Source organism: Fodinicurvata sp. EGI_FJ10296, from assembly GCF_040712075.1.
GTDB lineage: Bacteria > Pseudomonadota > Alphaproteobacteria > DSM-16000 > Inquilinaceae > JBFCVL01.
In genome coordinates this window covers 272,395-291,597 of the sequence record NZ_JBFCVL010000003.1, presented here as the reverse complement: position 1 = coordinate 291,597, position 19,203 = coordinate 272,395, and the positions used below count along the sequence as shown (strand labels likewise).

At 63.9% G+C, this 19,203-nt stretch carries 19 protein-coding genes; 3 read left to right on the top strand and 16 right to left on the bottom strand.

The annotated features are described in order from the left end of the window. Positions 1-69 precede the first annotated feature (69 nt). The 15 genes from ABZ728_RS07555 to ABZ728_RS07485 all read right to left on the bottom strand — a co-directional run bounded on the left by ABZ728_RS07555 (position 70) and on the right by ABZ728_RS07485 (position 15,482). The gene (locus tag ABZ728_RS07555) at positions 70-1,593 is read right to left on the bottom strand and encodes a hypothetical protein (RefSeq protein WP_366655484.1); all 1,524 of its coding nucleotides are present in this window, start codon (positions 1,591-1,593) and stop codon (positions 70-72) included. 93 nt (positions 1,594-1,686) lie between these two features. Further along, positions 1,687-2,610 carry a VOC family protein gene (locus ABZ728_RS07550; protein WP_366655483.1) on the bottom strand — a complete coding sequence of 308 codons (924 nt, stop codon included), beginning with the start codon at positions 2,608-2,610 and terminating at the stop codon, positions 1,687-1,689. A 58-nt stretch (positions 2,611-2,668) separates the two neighbouring features. Next, a complete protein-coding gene (locus ABZ728_RS07545; RefSeq protein ID WP_366655482.1) occupies positions 2,669-3,730 on the bottom strand; it encodes a DUF3137 domain-containing protein in 1,062 nt (353 codons plus the stop codon). Between the two features lie 77 nt (positions 3,731-3,807). Continuing rightward, on the bottom strand, positions 3,808-5,016 hold the full coding sequence (locus tag ABZ728_RS07540; RefSeq protein WP_366655481.1) for an MFS transporter: 1,209 nt from the start codon (positions 5,014-5,016) through the stop codon (positions 3,808-3,810). Further along, positions 5,013-6,392: an NAD(P)-binding domain-containing protein gene (locus ABZ728_RS07535; protein WP_366655480.1), complete on the bottom strand. Its 1,380-nt coding sequence runs from the start codon at positions 6,390-6,392 to the stop codon at positions 5,013-5,015. The genes ABZ728_RS07540 and ABZ728_RS07535 overlap by 4 nt, the downstream gene beginning before the upstream one ends. 54 nt (positions 6,393-6,446) lie before the next feature. Continuing rightward, positions 6,447-6,881 carry a PadR family transcriptional regulator gene (locus ABZ728_RS07530; RefSeq protein WP_366655479.1) on the bottom strand — a complete coding sequence of 145 codons (435 nt, stop codon included), beginning with the start codon at positions 6,879-6,881 and terminating at the stop codon, positions 6,447-6,449. Between the two features lie 58 nt (positions 6,882-6,939). Beyond that, positions 6,940-8,100 (bottom strand): acyltransferase family protein, encoded by a 1,161-nt coding sequence (locus ABZ728_RS07525; RefSeq protein ID WP_366655478.1) that lies wholly within the window; start codon positions 8,098-8,100, stop codon positions 6,940-6,942. 43 nt (positions 8,101-8,143) lie between these two features. Further along, positions 8,144-9,238 carry a LacI family DNA-binding transcriptional regulator gene (locus ABZ728_RS07520; RefSeq protein ID WP_366655477.1) on the bottom strand — a complete coding sequence of 365 codons (1,095 nt, stop codon included), beginning with the start codon at positions 9,236-9,238 and terminating at the stop codon, positions 8,144-8,146. A gap of 71 nt (positions 9,239-9,309) precedes the next feature. After that, on the bottom strand, positions 9,310-10,830 hold the full coding sequence (locus tag ABZ728_RS07515) for a tripartite tricarboxylate transporter permease (protein ID WP_366655476.1): 1,521 nt from the start codon (positions 10,828-10,830) through the stop codon (positions 9,310-9,312). Between the two features lie 64 nt (positions 10,831-10,894). After that, positions 10,895-11,131, bottom strand: coding sequence for a tripartite tricarboxylate transporter TctB family protein (locus tag ABZ728_RS07510; protein WP_366655475.1), 237 nt, complete (start codon positions 11,129-11,131; stop codon positions 10,895-10,897). A 58-nt stretch (positions 11,132-11,189) separates the two neighbouring features. Next, positions 11,190-11,363 carry a hypothetical protein gene (locus tag ABZ728_RS07505; protein ID WP_366655474.1) on the bottom strand — a complete coding sequence of 58 codons (174 nt, stop codon included), beginning with the start codon at positions 11,361-11,363 and terminating at the stop codon, positions 11,190-11,192. Positions 11,364-11,456: 93 nt separating this feature from the next. After that, positions 11,457-12,485 carry a tripartite tricarboxylate transporter substrate-binding protein gene (locus ABZ728_RS07500; RefSeq protein ID WP_366655473.1) on the bottom strand — a complete coding sequence of 343 codons (1,029 nt, stop codon included), beginning with the start codon at positions 12,483-12,485 and terminating at the stop codon, positions 11,457-11,459. Positions 12,486-12,637: 152 nt separating this feature from the next. Further along, complete coding sequence (locus ABZ728_RS07495) at positions 12,638-13,759, bottom strand: mandelate racemase/muconate lactonizing enzyme family protein (protein ID WP_366655472.1); 1,122 nt, start codon at positions 13,757-13,759, stop codon at positions 12,638-12,640. A 146-nt stretch (positions 13,760-13,905) separates the two neighbouring features. After that, positions 13,906-14,730, bottom strand: coding sequence for a TIM barrel protein (locus tag ABZ728_RS07490; protein WP_366655471.1), 825 nt, complete (start codon positions 14,728-14,730; stop codon positions 13,906-13,908). Continuing rightward, on the bottom strand, positions 14,727-15,482 hold the full coding sequence (locus ABZ728_RS07485; protein WP_366655470.1) for a GntR family transcriptional regulator: 756 nt from the start codon (positions 15,480-15,482) through the stop codon (positions 14,727-14,729). The genes ABZ728_RS07490 and ABZ728_RS07485 overlap by 4 nt, the downstream gene beginning before the upstream one ends. A 232-nt stretch (positions 15,483-15,714) precedes the next feature. On the opposite strand from ABZ728_RS07485, the gene ABZ728_RS07480 reads away from it, so the two are divergent. The 3 genes from ABZ728_RS07480 (at position 15,715) to ABZ728_RS07470 (ending at position 17,501) form a co-directional block, all read left to right on the top strand. Next, positions 15,715-17,091, top strand: coding sequence for a M20 family metallopeptidase (locus ABZ728_RS07480; protein ID WP_366655469.1), 1,377 nt, complete (start codon positions 15,715-15,717; stop codon positions 17,089-17,091). 72 nt (positions 17,092-17,163) lie between these two features. Next, entirely contained in the window at positions 17,164-17,361 is a 198-nt protein-coding gene (locus ABZ728_RS07475; RefSeq protein ID WP_366655468.1) for a hypothetical protein, read from the top strand. After that, a complete protein-coding gene (locus ABZ728_RS07470) occupies positions 17,358-17,501 on the top strand; it encodes a hypothetical protein (RefSeq protein ID WP_366655467.1) in 144 nt (47 codons plus the stop codon). The genes ABZ728_RS07475 and ABZ728_RS07470 overlap by 4 nt, the downstream gene beginning before the upstream one ends. Here ABZ728_RS07470 and ABZ728_RS07465 read toward each other — a convergent pair. Next, positions 17,495-19,108, bottom strand: a complete 1,614-nt coding sequence (locus tag ABZ728_RS07465; RefSeq protein WP_366655466.1) for an SMP-30/gluconolactonase/LRE family protein — start codon at positions 19,106-19,108, stop codon at positions 17,495-17,497. The genes ABZ728_RS07470 and ABZ728_RS07465 overlap by 7 nt on opposite strands. Between the last annotated feature and the right edge of the window lie 95 nt (positions 19,109-19,203).

The window sequence follows — 19,203 nt, the reverse complement described above, 5'->3', positions numbered from 1 at the left end:
AGGGGGCCGTCAGCAGGGACAGGACTCCGGCCAGCTCAGCCAATTTCGCAAGCAATTCGAGGCGGTGCCTCAGGAGGTCGGTACCGACGCGCTCAGCGCCCGGATGCGCACGCCGGGGGTGCTTCGCAGGGCGGTTGGCACGCCGGTCAGCCGGGTCAGACCGACACGGGGGCCGGTCAGCAGCCGCGCCGCGTCGGCGGCCGGAATCTCGACCGGCACGGCGATGGCGGGTCCACGCCCGGGACAGAGATCCATCGTTACCCGCACTCGGCCCATGGGATCGGCCGCGGCGACATGGGTAATCCGGCTGAGCCAGTTGGTCAGGCGGCCCTCGCCCAGGATATTCGCCGCCACGGTGGCGCCGTCCCAGCGCAGCCGGTCGCAAACCGCGCGCTGGCGTGGCGGCCGATAGTCATCGCCCCGGGTGCCGTCGCGGGATGTCGTCGAGGTGGATCCGTTTACAATTGATCGGTTCACCCCATAGCCGGTCACCACGGATTTCGTGCCAGTATAGGGCACCGCGTTGATGAATGTCGCCATGGGGTTGGTAAAAGTAACCTTTGCCGGTGTCGCCGGTGCTGGCGGGGCGATCCGGTCCAGAAGGCCCCCATCACGGTCTGGCGCTGCGATCATGGCTATCGTCCGGCCGCTACGCAGCAGTTCGGGCACGACCAATCCTGCCGCGGCCAGCGCGTCGTCGCCAATGCTGTCGGCCAGTCGGCGCAAATGGCGGGCGGCTTCGGCATTGGAAGCCGTCAGCAGGCCGGTGGCCGGATCGATGTCGATCTCTATTGCGGCGGGCCGATGCCCGGCCTCCGTTCGCTCCGCCGCCGGGTCGGCGACGATCAGCATGGCCGGCCAATCCGGAGCGGCCGCGTCGGTTCGCGTGGCCAGGGCTTTGGGCAGCAGGGTAAGGGTCAGTATCGGCCCGGTGGGTTCCGGGTTGCCGGATTCCTGGCCATAGCCGCCGTCGGGCAGGGTGTGCTCGGCAATCCGGATTTCGGCCGGCAATGTAAGTGAAGGGCCGGCGGACTGCCCATCTGCGGTCAGCGGGATCAGCGTCTGCACCCGGCTGAGTGACTGGTCGTCGAGCGAGATCGACAGTGACGGTCCCGCGACTCGAAGGACCGCACCACCCGGTTGCTCCATCAGGCGAACGCTGTCAATGCCGTGGGGCAGGCCGCCTTCGGGCGCGGTCAGCACCCAATCGCCGATCCGGTCGAACGACGTCGTCCCGGCCGTAGCGTCGCCATCCGCCTTGGCGCGATAGACGGCCAAACCGATAGGCGGAATCGACCGGCCCGTGGGGTTGGGCGCGCCATTGGCGAAACTGTAGGCCAGCAGCACCCATTCCGGCCTATCGGACACCGTGAGCCGCGCGCGCGGCAGAAGAACGGCGTCACTGTCGGACAGCGGCAGACGGAACGCCGCCGACAATTCGGTCACAAGCGTCGGAGCCGGCGCATTGCCGAACAGCGCCGCGTCGGGCAAGTCCGCGACCCGGACTGTATCGCCGAGTGCACGCCCCGCCGGGAGCCACGCGCAAGCCAGCATCAGGAATATTGCAAGAGACGCCTTTGCCCAAAGGTTCATGAACGGTCGTGCCCGGCTGTGTGTCTGGGTCCAGATATGCTGGCCGGGATGCTACCTCGGAATTGGTTAACAGTGTCTTCCGCCGATCCTTCGTTATGGTGCCGTGGGTCTTGACCAGGTCGGACCGGCATCGCGCGGGCACACGGTCATGAAGCCGCCCAGGACCGATGGCAGGCGCCAGGTTTTCTCGACTTTGCCCGAGACCTCGCCCTCCAGGCCGCCGGCACGGAAGACCCGCTCCGTTTCAGCGACATCGGCGCTGCCGACGCAATAGGCGGCAATGCGCGGTAATGGTCCCTCGGCCTCGATTGCTGGTTGCGTCGCTGCCAGCGCCTCCGGTTCGACAAAGACCAGGCAGCCATGCTCGAAGCGCACGATGCTGTGGCCGGCGCCGAGGGTTTCCGGCTGGCGATTCAGGAACCGGCCGTAGCGCGCGGCGGTGGCGGCAGCGTCCACCACAATCATCAGGACGGCTTCCAGCGACACGACCGCATTCGGGTGCGCCATGAAGCGTTCCTGCCAGACGATGTCGGGCGTGTGATGCTTGAGGATCTGGATGCGGCCTTCGGGCATGGTGCCGGGCGGTACGCGAATGACGGTGAACCGTGCTTCGGGCGGCTCCTGGCCTTCCGGCGCTGGAGCGGGCCGCGTCAGATTGACCGGCGGCGTCGGGGCGAAGCCGTTCTGCTGCAATGCGTCGAACGCCGCGTCGGGGCGGTCCACACCCATGGCCACCAGATGGACGCCGGTATAGCGGGCAATAGCCTTGTGGAACTGGCGCGCCAGTTCGGTGTCCGATACGGCGGTCAGAAATTCCAGATAGCCCTGTCGCAGCATTGTGCACCGATTGGCCATACCGGCCGGCACCATGCCGTGCTCGGTCCGGTTCTGCTGAACGGCAACCGGCGTGGGCAGAAAGCCCATGCGCTCAAGCGCGGCCGCGGTTGCCTCCAGATCGGGCACGAAATGCGCCAGATGGTCGAGATGGATGGCGTCGCCGCCGGGGAGCATCTGCATGGGTTCAGTCCTCGATACCGGCCTTGCCGTCGCCGGAAGGCAATCATGCGGCCATTATTCAACTGCCGTGAAGGCGGTCGATGACGCGATAGGCGACACCGATATCATCGAACATCGTATGGACGGTGCCCTGGAGGTCGGGGTTGTCGCGAAGGATGGACCGCGTTGCCAGAAAGGGGCGCGGCCGTTCGAATTTGATCGGGCCGAGTGAAAAGATCTGTTCGTGCCGGGTGAGCGTCAGCAGAAACGTATTGTCGACGAAGGCTGCTGCCAGAGACCGTTTTTGCGAGGCACCGCCCTCGTGCTCATCGATTTCCAGCAGCGCATCCATGAATCCCGGCGTCAGCAGCGCACGCGTGCCGTCGGGGACCTCGCCGCGCACGGTAAATCGCTCATCGAAATCGGGCTTGTCCATCGGGACCACGTCCAGGGACCGGACGCTGGTCGGCCCCAGAGCATCGGCGAGCTTCTGCATGAAGGCGCCGTAGTTGGGCACGATGACGATGCGTCCGGGAATCGCGGCCGGCACCTGGATCTTGAACAGGAGGCCGTTGAAAATAGTCGAATCGCTGGAGTCCTTGTTCCGCTTCTTACGCTTCAGATGCGCCTCGACCAATTCGAATCCGGTGTTCCGGTAGCTGCCGGCAAAGTGGTGGGTCAGTGTTCGTTTTGCCGACGGCCGCAGGATGCCGGCGTCCTGAAAAGCTGTGACGAAACTGTCGTGGGCACCCTCACGGTCGTACCTCAGATCGCCCAGGAACTGGCAGACATCCGGCATGAAAGCCTCGATCAGCATGGCATTCCAGTCCTTCGACCGCCGTTGGACGTAAAGCAGGGCCAGGATTATGGCGCCGGTCATTACCAGAAATGAAATCCACGCCCAGGCGCTGCCCAGTATCAGGGGAATGGCTATCGCGACCACGGCGCCGATACCTGCGATGATCAGCAGATCCCGGCGCGTTCTGTGGCGCAAACCGGCGCGATCGGCCGTGAGCCGTTCGAGCTTCGGCGCAATCCTTTCATCATAGATCTGCGCAAAACCGGATTCGATGGCCGATTTTTCAGTGAATCCCGTTGTCACGTTTCCGCGCCCCCGATGTTCCCGATTGTTGACGGGCATGTTCTGCATCTCACGAGGTTTTCGCTGAAATCACTTCCGAGGGCAAGGGGCGCTCGATTGCCGAATCCCTCCGGCCGTCAGTCTGCCGTTGAAACCTGGGACCCCGAGGGCTGGCTTCGAAGGAAAAGAAGCGCGGTCGTGCCGGCCAGCCCCAGCGTCGCCGACAGCAACAGGGCCGACGCGCCATAGCGGTCTATCGCCAGAGCGAAGACGAAGGGCGCGGCTGCCTGCCCGAAACGGGCCGGCACTGACAGTACGCCCTGGCGCAAGCCGTAGCCGGATGGGCCGAACAGCGCGAGCGGCACGGTCCCCTTTGCGATCGTCAGGATGCCGTTGCCGGCGCCGTGGACGACGGCGAAAAAAATCGCCGCGGGCGCGCCGAACAGCGCCAGGCCGGCGACACCCAAAGGATGGGCAGCGCCCGCGAGGCGCGCGGAAAGCAGTGGGTGGAACCGTTGCAGCAGGCCGAATTCCAGCAGCCGTCCGGCGACCTGAGCGGGGCCGACCAGCGCCGCGATGGCGATCGCGCCGGCGGCCGTTGCGCCGGAATCCTGCAGCAGGCGGGGCAGATGAGCAGCCATCGCCGTGCTGATGAACCAGGTTGTCGTAAAGGCGAAAGCCAGCAGCACCATGTTCCGGTCCCAGAGGCCGGCATTGGCTTTCGGGGTGTTGCGCGGTGGGTCCGGCGGGGCGTCTGCCGGCGCTTCCATCTGAACCGGCATTGCCGGAATCAGGAACCGGTTGACGGGAAGACCGATCGCCACATGCACCGTCGCCCAGGCGAAACAGGCCGCGCGCCAGCCCATTTCCGCCTCCATCAGCGCTGTGATCGGCCAGCAGATGGTGCTGGCGAGCCCCGCCAGCAACGTGATCCCCGTGATGGCGCCGCGCGCCGAGCTGCCATAGATTCCGGCAAGCGTGGCAAAGGCCGCTTCATAAAGCCCCATGGCCATGCCGATGCCCAGAATCAGCCATCCGGCATACAGCATCCACAGGCTTTGTGCCGCGCCGAGGGTGGCGAGACCGACAGCAAAAACCAGACTGGACACCGCCAGCACGTCGCGGCCGCCGAAGCGGTCGATCCGCCGTCCGGCCGCCGGCCCCAGCAGCGCGGACAGGACGAGGGCGGCGGAAAACGCGCCATAGATTGGTCCTGTCGTGGTGCCCATGGTTTCGCCCATCGGCACCGCCAGGATCGCCGGCAGATAGTATGTCGAGCCCCAGGCCAATGTCTGCGCGCCGCCTAGTGCCAGAATGACGCCGGTTCTGCGGGATCCGGACCTCATGCGACCGAGCACCCGCAGCCCGTGGCGCCTCCGGTCTTGGCCTCGGCGTCCTTGACGCAGCAGGCATCAACGCTGACCGGTTCTGGCCCACCGCAACATCCAGATGCCGATCGTGGTGGGTCCGTGATCGAGGTTTGCGGCGCTGCTTGCGGCACGGCGCTGCACACACCCGTTTCGGGCAATATCAGCCGGACGTCGTTGGCGGCTGCGTGATCGCCGGCAATCTCGGCGACGACTGACCGCACCTGTTCGTAGCCGGTCATCATCAGGAATGTCGGCGCACGGCCGTAGGACTTGGCACCCACGATGTAGAATCCGGGTTCGGGATGCGCCAGTTCCCGCGCGCCGTGCGGCGGGACCGTGCCGCAGGAATGCAATGCCGGATCGATCAGCGACGCCAGTGCCGGTGGCGCTTCGACGACAGGGTCGATGGCAATACTCAGCCCCTCCAGCATCGAGAAATCGGGCCGGAATCCCGTTGCGACAACCACGCGGTCGACATCAAGCGAAATGGCCCGTGTCCCATGACGGCCGTCGACGATCAGATTATCGGCGTCGGCCGCGATTCGCTGAGCGGCGAATGGCGCCAGGACGGTGACCGTGCCGCTGTCGACGGCCTGCCTTGCGGCGTCGCCGAGGGCGCCGCGCGCCGGCAACTGGTCCGCCGAGCCGCCGCCGAGCCGTTTATCGACCCGTTCGCTTCTGAGCGCCCAGACGATTTCCGTCTCCGGCGTCGATTTCCGCAGGCGGACAAGGTCGAGCACGACATTGACCGCCGAATGGCCGCCGCCGACCACCAGCACGCGGCGGCCGGCATATTCGGCGCGCGATGCTCCGTGTATGTCAGGGATGCCATAGGCGATCCGGTCGCTGTGTTGGGTTTCGCCGGGAACGGCGCCGCCGTTGACGCCCATCGGGTTTGGCTGTCCCCAGGTGCCGGAGGCATCGATGACAGCGCGAACCCTGTGGCTGTGTTCCACGTTGTCGGTGCCCCGCCACGCAATCGTGAGCGGCTGGTCGGCCCGGCCTTCGCGCATTACTTGCGTCACCCGTGCCCCCAATATCAGATGCGGCGCGATGGCGGGGTGAGCCGCCAGCGGGGCCAGATAGTCGCGGACGATTTCGGTGCCGGTCGGCAGGTCTTCCGGATTGGGGCGCATCCATGGCATTTCGTCAAGCAGGGCGGTGGCGGCTTCGTCGATATTGTATTTCCAGGGCGAGAAGACGCGTACATGGCCCCATTGGCCGATGGCGGCGCCGACATGGTCCGCCTGTTCCAGTATCATCGGTTTCAGGCTGCGACCCACGAGATGTGCAGCGGCGGCAAGGCCGACAGGGCCGGCGCCGATGACGGCAATGGTATCGTTTTCATTCATGGCACACCCCTTTATGGTCATTGCATAGAGGATCGAGGTATGAAGCCAAAAAAATCAGCAGCAGCGTTCCGCTGGAGACTCCGGAGCGTCGCCGGACTCGGTGCGGCTGGTCGTGTCCGCGGTTCTGCCGGATTCGACCAGACAGTCGGTTACCTCCATCCAGGCTTCCACCCCAACCTTGAAAGCCGCCCGGCCCTTTTCGGTCAGCGTGTAGACCTTGCGGCCCCGGCCCGAAACGGTTTCCTCCGCCGAGGTCACGTAGCCGCCGGTCTCGAACTCGCGCAGAACCGGGTAGATGGTGCCTTCGGTCGGCGAACAGCATCCGTTCGTGGTCGTTTCGACGGCGCGTGCGATTTCATAGCCGTGCATCGGCCGGTCGTGCAGGACGCGCAGGATGAAGAACTTGGAAAGACTCATCTTGATGATGCCGTTCCAGTACCGTCGGTCCGTATAGTCGACGGCAGACCGTTGGGCCGCTCCGTTATGCATTGAAGTTCTAGGCATAGATGATCTATGCCCGTGATGATCGATGCGTCAAGCGAAATTGTCAGCGCCTGCCGGCAGAAGACAGGGAAGCCGACAGCGTCCAGGGCAGGGCCAACACCGTCTCCAGCGGCCCTCGTGGCCAGAAGTGCCGCCAGATGCCGCCGATGACAAGCGAGACCGCCAGGATCAGGGCGATAATGCCGATGGCCTCGCCGACATCCGACGACTTCATGGTTCGGCCCAGAAAGTGGAGCGCGACAAGATGGCCGACATAGATGCTCAACGCCAGTTGCCCGGCCAACGCGAGTGGCGAGACGGCGCGTCCCAGCCGGTCGGCCGCGATCAGCGAAAGGCCGAGCGCGAACACGGCCGATCCGGTGGCGCCGATCAGCCAGAGCGGCATCTGGCTGTGCGGCGAAGCGTCGAGCAGACGATGCAGACCGCGCAGATAGGTGGGCGGGTCAAGCATCGTATTCAGCAGGGCGGCGAGCGCCACGGCGGCGACCATCGTCGCGCCGCCGACGAGGACCATGCGCATCCTGAAGCCGTTGTCGTTGAGGTTCTGGCGTCCCAGCCACATGCCGGTCAGAAACGGTGCCGCCCAGGTGATGAAGGGATAGGGGCCGGACAAGGCAAGGCCGTGGAGAATTTCCGCCGGCGAGTTCGCCCACGAAACCGGAAAGCGGTTGAAAGTGCCGGGGTCGACGATCTTGCCGGTCAGGAACCCGATCGGTCCGAGGATCGCAAACGCGACCGCCAGACCGGCGATTGCGCGATTGGAGAGCCCGATGCACAGCGCGCCGAACAGGAACAGCAGCGCATAATTGGCAAGGATGACCAGGACCGAAATGTTCAGCCCCTGGAGCCATAGCCCGAGCGGCAGCAGTACCACGGCGAACCAGACGAGGCGAAGCCGGGCCGCCGCCGGTGTCGAACTGCGGCTCGCGCCCAGCAGCGCCACGCCGACGCCGGCGAGCAGTCCGAACAGGATCGACGCGCGGCCATGCGTCAGCAGGGCATAGAGCCGGCCGGCGGGATCGGTCAGATGGGTCGGTCCGATATGGACGGCCAGCATGCCGATGATCGCGAGGCCGCGGGCCACGTCGATACCGGCGATGCGGCCTTGCTGCCCGGTTTCCGATCGTCCGGCCATGCCCTCGTCCCTCACTCTTGCCGTGCGCGCCATGATCAGCAAGGTGGCGCCAAAGTCGGCCCTTGGCAACGTGATCTGACATCGTCGTCCGAACCGTCCTTGCGGAAATGATCTACTGACCCTGCGGCGGCTTCGGCCGGCCGGTGGACTGGCGGACGACGAGATTGACGGCCACGGGGACAATGTGCGGCGCGGTGCCTCCGGCGACGGTGGTCAGGATATAGTCGGCGGCCTGGATGCCGATTTCCTCTGCCGGCACATGCAGGGTGGTCAGCGACGGCGTCAGATGCGCGGCAAAGGCCTGATCGTCGAAGCCGATGATCGAGACGTCGCCCGGCACGTCCAGACCGGACCGCCGCGCCTGGATCAGTGCGCCGAAGGCGAGCACGTCATTGCCGCAGATGATCGCGGTTGGCGGCAAGTCCAGCCCCATCAGGTATTGGAAGCCCACGCCGCCTTCCTCGATCCTGTAGGGGCGTTCGAGCAGGTATTCCGCGGCGAATGGCACGCCACGGCGCTGCAGTGCGGCCTGTATGCCGCGCACCCGCTGCTCCGCGCGATCGTTCATGCGGATCATGCCGGCAATCAGCCCGATGCGCCGGTGGCCGAGATCCATCAGATAATCCGCCGCCATGGCCGCGGCGGTCGCATTGTCGAATCCGACGCTGGCGGTGTCGCGTTCCTGATCGAGCACCAGGCAACTGACGACGGCGACGCCATGCTCGCGCAGGAGCTGGTCAAGCTTGGGGTTGTGGACGCTGCCGATCAGCATGATGCCGTCGACACCGCTTTCCAGCAGTTTCCTGCCGTGCTTCAGTTCCACCTCGGGGTCATAGGCGGAACTTGCAACCATCATCGCCGCACCCGACGCGCTGACGCGTTTCTGGAATGCTTCCACAAGCCGTGCGAAGGTCGCGTTTTCCAGCGTCGGCACGATGGCGCCGATCGTGTTGTAACGCTGGGACACCAGACTGCGCGCCGCCGAGTTGGGGACGTATCCCAGCGCCTCGATCGCCTCCTCTACCGCCCGCTTGCGATCCTCGCTCACCTGGCCGGAATTGTTCAGGACGCGGGAGACGGTGGCCGTGGAAACGTCGGCCAGACGGGCGACATCCGTCAGCGTCGGCGCCATGGTGCGGCCTTGCCGCCGCGCCCTCTGCCGCACGCGGCGTTCGCCGCCGGTCCCTTTGTCCCTGCTATCCATCATAACCCTTGCCCATGACACCCTTCGTCGCGGAGCGGTTGGCGGGCGGGTCCTCGATTGCTATCCCTCGGGCGTTATCCCTCGGGCGCCGTCTCGGTTCGACCTTCCCGACGGAACCGCACCTCCCTGACGATCGACAGCACGATCGTGGCCCCGGTCAATGCCATAAGCGCTATGGTAATCCAACGGCTGAAGAAATATTGGATAACGGATATGCCCTGGGCGTTGGCGAGCGAGAAAACCCGATCGAGGTTCTCCTCGGCCAATGGACCGAGGATAATGCCCAGAATGATCGGCGCCAGCGGGAAGGCGGCTTTGCGCATCAGATATCCGACCAGTCCGAGGGCCAGCATGATGTAGATGTCGAACACCATGTTGCGGTACGAGAATGCCCCGATTACTGCCAGCGCCATGACCATCGGCGCGATGATGCCCTGCGGGACCAGAATCACCTTGGCGATATAGCGCAGCAGAGTGAACGCGATCACGGCGAAGAACAGATTGGCCAGCAGCAGGCTGACCATGAACGGATAAAGGATGTCGCTGTGATTGTCGAAAAGCCGGGCGCCGGGGATCAGGCCGTGGATCAGCAGTCCGCCCAGCAACGCCGCCGTCACCGCGTTGCCGGGGATCCCCAGCGTCAGCATCGGAATCAGGCTGCCGCCGACAACGGCGTTGTTGGCGGCTTCCGATCCGACGACGGCTTCCATGCTGCCTTTGCCGTACTGTTCGGGCTCGCGGGACCGGCGCCGGGCCTCGCTGCGGCCGATGAAGGCGGCGATATCCGCACCGGCCCCCGGTATCAGGCCGACAAGCGTTCCAAGGACGGATGAGCGAAAGAAAGTGCCGCGATAGCGATTCAGTTGCTGGAACCCGGGCCACATCGACCCCAGCTTCGGCACCTTGAGCTGGGTATTCATGCCCTGGCCTTCGCACAACACCAGAACCTGAGAGATCGAGAACAGGCCGACGAGACCGACGATCACGGGGATGCCCTCGTAAAGGGCGGGTTCGCCGAACGTAAAGCGCAGCGTGCCGGTCATCGGATGCATGCCGACGGTCGCAATGGCGAGGCCAATCATGCCGGACATCAGGCCCTTGAGCGCTGAATCGCTGCCGATGGCGCCAACCGTCGTCATCGCGAACACGACGATCCAGAAGAATTCCGCCGAGCGTATCTCAAGCGCAATCATGGCCACGATCGGCGCCAGGAACAGCAGGACGATGACGCCGATCTGGCCGCCGACCAGCGAAGCCGCGACCGCTGTTCCGAGCGCGTGGCCGCCGCGTCCCTGACGGGTCATTTCATAACCGTCGAGCATGCTGGCGACGGCGGCCGGCGTGCCGGGCACGTTGATCAGAATCCCGGAAATCGAACCGCCGTAAATGGCGCCGCAATAGACGCCGCCCAGAAAGATCAGCGCGCCGACGGTCGGCATGTCGAAAGTCACCGGAACCAAAAGCGCGATCCCCAGCGTCGCCGAAATGCCCGGCATGCCGCCGAGAAGAACGCCGAGCAGGGCGCCGATGAAAGCGAAGACGATGTTCCAGGGCTGAAGGGCGACCAGGAAACCGTCCAGGATCGGCTCGATCATCGAGTGCTCCCTGTTCCATGCGGCTGGAGATTAAAGGCCCGATGCCGCGCTCTGCCGGTTGCGATCAGTAGAGGGCGCCGTGGGGTATCGGGACGCCCAGAAACTGGATGAAGACGAGATAGAGGAAGGCCAGCGCGCCGGCCACGACGCCCAGAACCAGCCACGCCGGACGGATCCCCAGGAACGCCATATGCGCCGCCAGATAGGCACCCGTCGTTACGAAGAATCCTGCGACAGGAACGACGAAGACATAGGCCGTCAGCAAGGCCAGGCTGATCAGGACTCTGGGATTGCCGGTCATGGGCAGGGGCTCCGTTTTGCCTGTTCGCATCGGCGTGCGTCAGCCGCCGGCGCAGCGGTCATTGCTTGCGCAACACGGCCTGCACCAGCAGGCCGAGGCTCGACACCAGCAGCGCACCCCACATCCACAACGGCCACGCCGCCGCGCGGCTGGGGAAAGTCAGGGATTCCCCCACACCATAGCCACTGATCGCCAGAAGGATCAGCGCCGAGATGATATCGGTCCTGCGCACCGGAGTTGCTCCCCTCGTGTCCGTTTCGTGCCTCAGGCCACGCCCGAATGGCGGGATCGGCCCCGGGGAGCCGATCCCGGCCGGTCGGTCGGCCTATTCGTCGCCGAGGTAACCGCCCTCTTCAAAGTATTCGAGCAGGTCGGAAACCAGGTTCTGCTGGTTTTCCATCACATCGCCAAAGGCATCGCCGATGCGCGGATCGACCATGGTGATGTTCCGCTCGCGGGCCTCTGCCTGATAGTCCTCGTTGTTGAAGGCGTCCTCGAAGGCCGCCCGGTACAGGTTCATCAGATCCTCCGGCATGCCGGTGGGGGCGGCGAAGCCGCGTGTCGAGCCCAGTTCGCCGACATCCATGCCGAGATGTTCGCCGGCCGGGGGTACGCCTTCGGCCATCGAATACTCGCTGCCCCACAGAATGGCGGCATCGGCGACGGATTCCTCGGTTTGCAGATAGTCGAAGACATTGCCGATGCCGATCTCGACTTCGCCGGAGCGGAACGCCTGATTGGCGGGGCTGCCGCCGGGATAGGGGATGAAGGAAAACGTCGCGCCGCTTTCCTGTTCCAGCGCATACATGGCCAGATGGTCGTCGGAGAGCGGACCGTCGGCGCCGACGGTGACGGAGCCCGGTTCGTCGATCGCAGCCTGGATCGCCTCGCTGAGCGAATCGTATTCGGTATCCTGGCCGAGCCTTACGATGTTGGGGTCGATGACGTTGACGCCGATCGGCTCCAGCGTTTCAAGCCACGGCGCATAGCCGGCGTCGCGCGCCGCTTCGACGATCGGCACCGCCGGCAGATTGATGATGCCGATGGTGCTGCCATCGGCGTCGGCATTGGCCAGGCTCGTCCAGCCGATTTCGCCGCCCGCACCGGGCAGGTTGACGACGACGGCGTTCGTGCTCTGCCCCGACAGGTCCTCGATCGCCTGTTCGACATAGGGCAGCGTCACGCGGGCAAGGGCGTCGCTCGACCCGCCGGCACTATAGGCAACGATCACACGGATCGTCGACGGCACTTCAACGTCGGAGAAGTCCTGATCCTGGGCCTGGGCAAGTCCGGCGGAGCCGGCGATCGCCAGGGCGGCGGTGGCCGTGGTGGCCCTGATGAGTGTCTTGCGCATTCGTCCTGTCCTCCCGTAGTGGTTGACCCGCCGGCAGGCGCTCTCGCGGCGCCCTTCGCAGGCGGTGTTTTCCGGCCATAAGCGGCGTTCGGCCGGTGTGGGGCGGGCCCGCCTCGACGGCCCCGCCGGACTTTCGACCTGACCCCGGTGGATTAACCCCAGGGATCGGTGACAAAGCGTTTTACGGCCTTGTCGTCGAAGTTGAATCCGAGGCCCGGTTCCTGGTGCAGTTCCAGCATGCCGTCCCGGAAACCGAGTTGGCGGTCGATCAACTCGCGAAAATTGAAGACTTCGCTGTCGATGAAGAACTCGACATACTGTCCGTTCGGTATCGAAGCGACCAGCGGCGCATGCAGATCGTGGTACCAGTGCGGGCACAGCATGATGCTGTGGCAGTCCGCGAACGCCGCAATCCGCCGGAACTCGGTGATACCGCCGCAGACGGCCGCATCGGTCTGCAGAATGGCTGCCGCGCCCTTTTCCACCAGTTCCTTGTGCCGCCAGCGCCCGTATTCTATCTCGCCGGTGGCAACCGTCGTTCGGCACCGCTCGGCAAGCTGGGCATGGGCATCGATGTCGTCAGGGCTGAACGGTTCCTCGATCCAGTATGGATCATGGCGTTCATAGCGATCCATGTAGCGCAACGCCGTCGGCACATCGCGCCAGGCGTTGTTCGCGTCGAGCATGATCAGCACATCGTCGCCGACCGATTCCCGGGCCACGCGCAGGCGTTCTTCTTCCTCGTCAAGCCCCAGACGGCCGACCTTCATCTTGACAGCCCGAAAGCCGGCGGAAACGTATCCCGCCAGTTCCCGGCCGAGATCCTGGGGCGACTTGCCGTCGAGATAATAGCCGCCGCTGGCATAGGCCGGCACGGTATCGGTCCGGTGGGCGCCGAGAAACTTGTGCAGCGGCAGCTTCGCCGCGCGGGCATTGCGGTCCCATATCGCCGTGTCGATGGCGCTGATCGCGCGCATCACGACGCCGGTCCGTCCCTGAATCAGCGCTTCGTCGTACATGGACTGCCAGATCGCTTCCGGTGCGTGCGTGTCTTTCCCGACGACCGCCGGGGCCAGCACTTCGCGCACGGAAATCGTGCCGAGCCGCCCGCCCGCGGTGCCGAGATAGCAGAACCCGATACCGGTCACGCCATCGTCGCCGGTCACGCGGACCAGAAGATACTCACGTCCGGTCACGACGCGGGTGGCGAACGAGGTCGTCTTGTTCAGCGGCACCCGGACGGCGCACGCTTCCACGGTTTGAATCTTCGGCATAGCCCCCTCGCGCAGCGTTCTTCTTGTAAGCGCTTACTACCGTGCCGACCGAGAACACGGGAGTCAACCCTCCGCATACTGTCGGAAAAGCGTGGGAGTGGTAAACGCTTACACCAGGGGCGGCGTGCGCAATGTAATCCGGCGGATCAGGGCCCTGACACGGCGGCCAGGTGATCGGCCAGAATGGATCTGCCTTGGAGCATGTCGTCGGGTGTGCCGAAAGCCAGGGTATAGCGGTCGCGGTATCCGGCGTTTTCGATCCGTCGGAACATGTCGGCGAAATCGATGGTGCCGTCGCCGGGGAACAGATGCTCTTCCACCGTGCCCCGGCAATCCGCGATCCGGACTTCGCGGCATCGGCTCATATCCAGACCGTCGACGAACCCGGCAATACCCTCCGGCAGCAGATGCGCGTGATTGACGGTAAAGGACCAGGCCAGATGCGGCGCGGGCAGCCGGGCGAAATAGTATCGGCACTCGTCCAGACTGTGGGCGAGATACTTGACCTCGGCGTCGGCGGGTTCCTTGTTCATGTTTTCCAGCATCAGAACGACATGGCGCACGGCGGCGCGATCGACAGCGCGGCGAAGCCTTTCAAGCGAGGCGGCGCGGCGCCGGTCGTAATCGGCCGTGAAATGATATCCGCCATGGACGACGACGGTCGCGGCGCCCATCGCGGCGGCGGCATCGATATAGGCGTTCAGATAGCGCGTCGCGGCCTCGGCGGCGAAGGGCGAGATTTCCGCTGTATTGAGGCCGGACAGCGTGTGCAGATGAACGGCGACACCGCGTTCGGTTGCCAGCTTGCGCACCGCCTCTGCCGCGGGGCCGCCGTCGGCAAGTCTCATCAGGTCGGCGTCGATCTGCACGTCGATATGGCGGATATCGTTGTCGCCTGCCCAGGCGATGGCGTCTTCGATGGCCAAAGCGCCGCCAAAATCGATCCCGATCCGTGATTCGACCCCGTTCATGCGATTATGCCTTCTTCGGATTCCCGACCCGGTTCCGGAGACGCCGACACCTCGGTTCCCGACGCTTGTGAAAAGGACAGTTTGCAGTTTTCGGCGGTGTTGGTCAGGTGAACGCGGAGCAGCCGGCCCAGCAGCTCGCCATCACCGGCCTTGAGCGCATCGAGAATTTCTTCGTGTTCGGCGATCGCCTTGTCCCAACGGTGGGGGTCGAGGTTGGCCATGTATCGGTATCGCTGAATCCGCAGGTTGAAACCGGTCCATACGGCCAGGAGGCTTGGGTTTCCGGTGGCTTCGATAATGCGCTCGTGGATCGCCTGGTTCAGCCGGAAATACTGACTGAGTTCGCCGACGCCCTGTGCCTGGATCATCTCGGCGTGACGCCGGTCGATCTCCGCGATATCCGCCGCGTTGGCCCGCGCCGCCGCAAGCTGGCCGATCAGCGTTTCCAGGGGCGCCATGACCTCGACGACCTCGTCGAGTTCGGCGACAGACAGATGCGTCACGAGCGCGCCGCGATTGGGCAGCAATTCCACCAGCCCTTCGCGGGCCAACAGCTTCAGCGCCTCGCGCAAAGGTGTCCGCGAGACGCCCAGCGTGTCACACATCTGCTTTTCCCACAGGCGGTCACCCGGCCGCAGCACGCCAGTGACGATCATTTCCCGCAACTGGCTGACGACATCGTCGAAAAGCGACCGGCGCGTCACCTTGAAACGGGTCGAAGCTTGGGGGCGGGACTCGCGTGTCGCGGACATCAGGATGGTCTCAGTGTAGTTGCTGGTCCGGGTGGCATCGATGTCTTTGTCCGGACGATAGCCGGGGGCCGACCGGCCACAAGGGAGGTTGCCATGGGCTGGATGCCTTCAAGCAGAAATCTTTGCATATTGCATTCCGCATGCAAAGCATTATCGTAACTATGTTTCCAGTCGCCGATAGCAAGCTGCCAGTTGGAAATCGTCCAGCCAATGCCATGGGGAATTGCCGAAAATGAGCCGTGACGACGCCCTGGCGGCGGCCGACCGCCACGTGACAAACGGGACATTGAAGGCCGATCTGGCCCGCCGGATCGCCCTCAGCACCGAAAGTCAGCGCCCAGACAGCGGCCCTTTGCTGCGTGGCTATCTTGCCGATGAAATCGTGCCCGCATTGCAGCAAATGGGGTTCCAGACCGGTATCCACGACAACCCTGCCGATGCCCGCGCACCGGTCCTGGTCGCCCACCGGCACGAGGACGCCGACCGTCCGACGATCCTCATCTATGGTCATGGAGACGTTCTGTACGGCATGGACGACGCATGGTCCGACGGCGGCGATCCCTGGTGCCTGACCGAGCGGGACGGGCGGTGGTACGGTCGTGGCGCGGTCGACAACAAGGGCCAGCACAGCATCAACCTCGCCGCCCTGGCCGTGGTACTGCAGGTGCGCGGACGGCTCGGCTTCAACGTAAAGATCCTGCTGGAAATGGGCGAGGAGATCGGCTCGCCGGGCCTGGACGCGTTCTGCAGGGAAAACAAGGACGCGCTGGCGGCGGATGTTCTCATCGCGTCCGACGGCCCGCGCATCTCCAATGCCGAACCGACCATCTTTCTCGGGTCGCGTGGCGTGATCAACTTCGACCTTGTCTGCGATTTCCGTGACGGCGCCCATCACTCGGGCAACTGGGGTGGACTGCTTGCCGACCCGGCGATCACGCTGGCGCATGCCATCGCCGCCATCACCGACCGGCAAGGCCACATCCGGGTGCCGGAATGGCTGCCGCCAGAAATCCCGGACTCTGTCCGTGCCCTGACCGAGAAGCTGACGCTCGACCCGTCGCCCGGCGACCCTGCGATCGATCCGGACTGGGGCGAACCCGGCCTCAGCGGACCGGAGAAACTTTACGCGTGGAGCAGCTTTGCCGTTCTGGCGATGCAGGCCGGGCGGCCCGAAGCGCCGGTCAACGCCATCGCCGGCCGCGCCGCCGCGCACTGCCAGCTGCGCTATGTCGTCGGCGTCGATCCCGATGCGATCGTGCCGGCCCTGCGTGCCCATCTGGCGCGCGAGGGCGTTGCCGGCGTCACGGTCACCGCGTCGCCGACCGGTTTCTTCCGGGCCACGCGCACCGATCCGGACGACCCGTGGGTCGGATTGGCGCGGTCGTCGATCGCCGCGACGACGGGCCGTGCACCGAGCATCATGCCGGGCCTCGGCGGATCGCTGCCCAACGAGGTCTTTGCCGAAACGCTGGGCCTGCCGACGGTCTGGATCCCGCATTCGCACCCGGCCTGCGGCCAGCATGCCCCCGATGAGCACATGCTGGCCGACGTCGCGGCCAGCGGCATGGCGATCATGACGGGCCTGTTCTGGGATATCGGCGAGGAATAGGCACCGCACGGGCCTCAAGGGATCATGGACTGACCGCTTACCCTACACCGTATTTTTTGTAGGGTATGTCGCATGTTTAGACATCATAGCCACATTGGAACGACTGCCTGCGCCGATCTTCCGCACATGCTGAAAGACACGCATTTCACCGAATTGCGCGGCTCACCGAAGCTTGAGACCGTTGCGAGCGCACAGACAAACCAGCGGATCGAGGAACTGGCCGAGGTGTTGGCACGGGCTATACCGCCAGATTTCTGGGATGTTAAATGAACATCGAGGAACCCGAGGGCGCAATGTCGCTCGATCCGGACGACAAAGAAGAACTGAAATTCAGCCAAGTCACAATCGGCGACAGACTAACAAATAAACGGGTACATTGCAGCGGGCAGGGTCACAGCCCCGCTTATTGACCGTCTCGGTCGAGTGTGATCGAGAATGTGCCTCCGGACAGCGGAAAGGCATCAACATCTGCCTCGGAAAGTCTTGCCCTCGCAGAGGTAACAATCAGGCGGTTATTTCCTTCATCATAGGTTACTCCGGACGGGCGCGGAACGGGGACATGAAATTCGTCGATGCAGCGGCCGTCGCTCGTGATCTGCAGGATTTTGCCACCATCCCAATGGCATGTGAAGAGGCTATTACCAGGACCTCGGGCCAGCCCGCTTGGCCGACCACTTTGGCGCGCCAGGAGTTCGACTCGTTGCTCAAGGTACGCAGCACTAGTCTTTTTATCATAGGTGAAGATGGACAGTGTTCTTTCCATTGAGTCGATGACGTACATGCGCTCGCCGCCTTCCGAAAAAGCAATTCCGTTCGGAAGGCTAAAACCCGGAAGGGTTGATGGATCTCCGTCGAGTTCCTCGTAGCAGTGCAATTGGCCAGTCCCGCTCGTGGCAGCCATGTCCATAACGCCGAGCCAGATGCGGCCTTCAGAGTCAATCGCGCCGTCATTATACCGAAACCCTGGCTGGAGTCCGGGGGCAGACCTTTGCCAGATCTCGGTTCCCTCCAAATCCAGTATCGAAAGGCGGGATTGTTGCGCCGCCAAGAATCGACCAGGTTCCAAATGCAGCAATGCACCGACGACCTCGCTCATGGGTCTACGTCTGATCTCACCAGTTTCTTCGTTTAGATAAATCGCTGCCGGTGCTAGAATGTCTACCCAAATCAGTTGGTTATGCTCAACAATTGGATTGTCTCCGATCAGGCAGTGAGAGTCCGCAAGGCAAGTGACATTGCGATCAGGCGTGGCGAACTGATCGAGTGAAATTTCGAGGCCGAACGGATAGCCGCCCCGAGCTCTCGATATATTTCGGGCTGCTTGGACAACCGCAGCCCCGAGATCATGAAGCGAAGAGGTGGCATCACCGTAAAGGCAGATCGCAGCCACCGGCACGCCAGAGAAGTCAAACACCGGTGCAGCGACGCCGGCCAATCCAGTCGGCGTCATTGGATTATCCGTCGCGTAGAATCGCGAGCGTGCAACGCCAAGTCTTGATTTAAAGGCTCTTGGATCTGCAACACCAAGCGATTCGAGTTCGTGATCGAGTTGCTCCCAATCTCCAAAGGCGAGCACAGCCATGCCCCCCGCACAGTTGTTGACAGGCAACGCCGTTCCTACGTGCCAGTCCTGAAGTGCCGGCTCCGATTTACTAAGTTCAATGCAGGTCATCATGTTCTGGGATCTGACCATGAGGAGGGCTGTCGCCCCCGTCCTCCTTGCAAGCAAGGCCAGTTCGCCTCGCGCGACCCCGCGCAAATCCTGATCACGCCAAACAGACTGTGCAAGTTCGAGCAGCTTTGGGCCAAGGGATACTGCTTTGGTTTCAGAATCCTGCGAAAGAAACGCTTCTTCGGTGAGCGCGCCAACCATTCTATAGGCAGTAGGGCGCGCTAGACCGGACGCCGCCACAAGATCTTGCATGCTCATTCCGTTCGGCTGGGTCCTAACGATTTCGAGGAGACTCAATGCCTTGCGGAGCGACCCCGCCCCTTTTGTTCCATCAATCTCAGCCATCGATTCTCCTTCTTAACATGCGGACTTGCGGGTGAGGTGCAGGTCTGTTAAGTTCATATAATGGACATACTGTCCACAATATGGACAAACTGGGA